Source organism: Asaia sp. W19, from assembly GCF_003994335.1.
Classification (GTDB): Bacteria; Pseudomonadota; Alphaproteobacteria; order Acetobacterales; family Acetobacteraceae; genus Asaia.
In genome coordinates this window covers 1-3,034 of sequence record NZ_PNQZ01000102.1, presented here as the reverse complement: position 1 = coordinate 3,034, position 3,034 = coordinate 1, and the positions used below count along the sequence as shown (strand labels likewise).

The window sequence follows — 3,034 nt, the reverse complement described above, 5'->3', positions numbered from 1 at the left end:
CGATCGAGCCGGGCTGGAACTCCGCGTGGCGCCGAKCACCGAGAMCGGGGATCTGGACCTCGACGCTTACCAGAGCCTGCTCTCGGACGGGCGTGTCGGGCTTGTGGCCATCACCCATATGTCGAATGTCCTGGGGACGCTGACGCCGGCGCATGAACTGGCGCGTCTGGCGCATGCGCATGGCGCAAAGATCCTGCTCGATGGGTCGCAGTCAGCCGTGCATCGCGCCATTGATGTGCAGGCGCTCGGGGCGGATTTCTTCGTCTGCACGGGGCACAAGCTCTATGGCCCGACCGGCATCGGGGTGCTCTGGGGCCGGTCCGAGCTGCTCAATGCCATGCCGCCTTTCCTGGGTGGTGGGGAGATGATCGAGAGCGTCAGCTTCGAGAAATCGAGTTGGGCCGGGCTGCCGCATAAATTCGAGGCAGGGACGCCGCCGATCATCGAGGTCATCGGGCTCGGCGCGGCGCTCGCGTTCATGGAAGAGCTGGGTGCCGAAGCGATCACCGCCCATGAAAAGGCGCTCGTGGCCTATACCCGTAACGTGCTGGGCGGCAGTGAGGGCGTGAAGCTCGTTGGCGCGCCTGCCGATCAGGGCGGGGTCGTCTCTTTCATTGTCGATGGGGCGCACCCACATGATCTGGCGGTTCTGCTGGATCGCCAGGGCATTGCCATACGCGCTGGACAGCATTGCGCCGAACCGCTGATCCGTCGGCTCGGGCTCACCGCCACAGCACGGGCGAGCTTTGGCGTTTACACCACACGCGACGATATCGATGCACTGGTCAAGGGCGTTGCGCGCGCCCGACAGATGCTGGTCTGATTGAGGGAGGTCATTCATGTCTGAAGAGGGTCACATCCTGACCAGACCGCTCGGCGCTCCGCCCGAGGAAACCGTTGCTGCAGACCAGGCCGGTGTTCCCGATGAGGACAGCGTCATTTCCGCCATTGCCACGGTCTATGATCCGGAAATCCCGGTCAATATCTACGAGCTGGGGCTCATCTATGCAATCGATCTGCATGATGACGGGCGCGTCGATATCGAAATGACACTTACGGCGCCCAATTGTCCGAGCGCACAGGAATTACCCGAGCAGGTGCGCGAGGCCGTGGCCGCTCTTCCCGGGGTGAGCAAGGCCAGCGTCGCTATCGTCTGGGATCCGCCATGGGATATGAGCCGCATGAGCGACGATGCCCGGCTTGCACTGAACATGTTCTGAACAGGGAAACGAGTATGAGCGCGACACAGACAGAACAGGCCCCGATCAAGGTCGCGGCCCCCCGGGCGCTGCCTCCTCTCATGCGGATGACCGAGCGTGCAGCCTCGCGTCTGAGGAAACTGTATGAAGGCGCAAACAAGGGCCAACTCCTGCGTATCGGGGTGAACACGCGCGGATGCTCGGGCATGTCTTACGACATGAGTTTCGTCGATGCGGCCCTGCCCGGTGATGAGCGTGTGACGGATCATGGGGTGGACGTGCTGGTCGATCGCAAGGCGACCCTGTTTCTGATCGGGACGGTAATGGATTATGAGGTCAAGGATCTCGAATCAGGCTTTACCTTCACCAATCCCAATGAAAAGGGCCGCTGCGGGTGCGGTGAGAGCTTTCACGTCTGACGGCGTGAAAGTCTCTTTTTGCTCTTTGTGAAGCTGACGACGGCTTCAACTTCCGTAGACCAGAGGAACTGGTCGATAACCGAAACGGATAGCACCTCGTATCCCGCTTTCTGCAGAAGAGCAGAGTCTTTCTGGAGCGCTTGCGGGTTGCAACTCACATAGACAATATCCTCCACGCCGGAGCGTGCGATATGGTCCATCTGGATCAACGCTCCCGCATGGGGCGGATCGAGCACGACCACGCGGGCCTTGGTGAATTCCTTGGCGATCAGGGGCTGGCGTGTCAGATCGCGGTGCGTTGTTTCGATTCTCTGACCGATCGCCCCTGATTTGAGGGCTGAGATCGCCTCGAAATGCCCTTCATAGGCGAAAACGCGCCCTTTCTGGGCCATGGGAACCGTCAACGTACCAAAGCCCGCGAAGAGCTCAACGATAGGATCGCGCCTGTTCAGCGAGGGCAGCGCATCGAGCACTGCCTGAGCGATGGCGCTCTCACTCTGTTCCGTCGCTTGCAGGAACCCGCCAGGGGGCGGGCACAGCTTGACCGCACCGAAGGCATGGAAGACGGGTCCCTGCTGAGCGACGATCTCGAATCCCTGCTCGGGGCGGCGCCTCGACTTCCATGAGATACGGGGAATCCTGTGATCCCGCCCGAACGCCGCGAGTTTTACGCGGTCGGTCGGCGCCAACGCAGAATCGGTCGAGAGCAGAATATCCGGACCCGAACTGTAGAGATTGATCTGGAGATCACCGCCTCCTGTCACTGCGCCGAGCGAAGACAGGACGTGGCGCAACGGGTCGAGCAGCGCCAGGAGCGCAGGATGCACGACATGGCACTCTGTCATGTCGACGACATCGCCGTGACGGCGATGGAGGCCGAGAACGAGTCGACCCGGCTGCCGCTGGAAGGCCAGATCGATACGGCGGCGCGTCTCGGGAGGGACCTGGACGGAGGTGACGCGCGGGAGCGTGCGGAAGCCTGCCCGTTCAAGAGCGTGGCGCACAAGCGCGGTTTTCCAGTCGAGCAATGCGGGGAGGGCAGTGGTCTGCATGGAACAACCACCGCACTGCCCGAAGAGCGCGCAGACGGGCGATACGCGTTCAGGGGAAGGGGAAAGCAGGTCGAGCACCTCGACCTGCCGGTCATCCCCCACGCGAAGACGCATCCGGTCACCCGGCACGGCGTGAGGGATGTAGGCGGGCTTGTCATCAATCAGCACAAGCCCGTCGCCATTCGCGCCAAAGGCGCGAATTTCGGCTTCAACGATACTGGGCATCAGGGATCAGACTGTGCCGCGATGCTGGATCGGTCCGACCTGCTCGTCCTGCTCGATGCGCCGATTGCGGCGCGGCAAGAGCATGAAGGCAGGCGTTTCATGGCCGAACCCGGTGCGCGGCGTATCGTGATCGAAGGAC

At 62.2% G+C, this 3,034-nt stretch carries 4 protein-coding genes; 3 read left to right on the top strand and 1 reads right to left on the bottom strand.

Annotation, left to right across the window (positions count from 1 at the left end; all coding sequences use genetic code 11):
• The 3 genes from C0V97_RS16745 to C0V97_RS16735 all read left to right on the top strand — a co-directional run.
• On the top strand, positions 1–823 hold an 823-nt coding region (locus C0V97_RS16745; RefSeq protein WP_148114957.1), incomplete at its 5' end, for a cysteine desulfurase.
• A 16-nt stretch (positions 824–839) separates the two neighbouring features.
• On the top strand, positions 840–1,220 hold the full coding sequence (locus C0V97_RS16740; RefSeq protein WP_127102587.1) for an SUF system Fe-S cluster assembly protein: 381 nt from the start codon (positions 840–842) through the stop codon (positions 1,218–1,220).
• Positions 1,221–1,234: 14 nt separating this feature from the next.
• A complete protein-coding gene (locus C0V97_RS16735) occupies positions 1,235–1,618 on the top strand; it encodes an iron-sulfur cluster assembly accessory protein (RefSeq protein WP_127102586.1) in 384 nt (127 codons plus the stop codon).
• Here the strand turns inward: C0V97_RS16735 and C0V97_RS16730 are convergent.
• Positions 1,609–2,895, bottom strand: coding sequence for a class I SAM-dependent RNA methyltransferase (locus C0V97_RS16730; RefSeq protein ID WP_127102585.1), 1,287 nt, complete (start codon positions 2,893–2,895; stop codon positions 1,609–1,611). The two genes, C0V97_RS16735 and C0V97_RS16730, sit on opposite strands and share 10 nt — an antisense overlap.
• Between the last annotated feature and the right edge of the window lie 139 nt (positions 2,896–3,034).

Excerpts from the sequence above, each read along its gene's own strand:
- C0V97_RS16740 (WP_127102587.1), top strand. The coding sequence starts at position 840 with ATGTCTGAAGAGGGTCACATCCTGACCAGACCGCTCGGCGCTCCGCCC.
- C0V97_RS16735 (WP_127102586.1), top strand. The coding sequence starts at position 1,235 with ATGAGCGCGACACAGACAGAACAGGCCCCGATCAAGGTCGCGGCCCCC.
- C0V97_RS16730 (WP_127102585.1), bottom strand. The coding sequence starts at position 2,895 with ATGCCCAGTATCGTTGAAGCCGAAATTCGCGCCTTTGGCGCGAATGGC.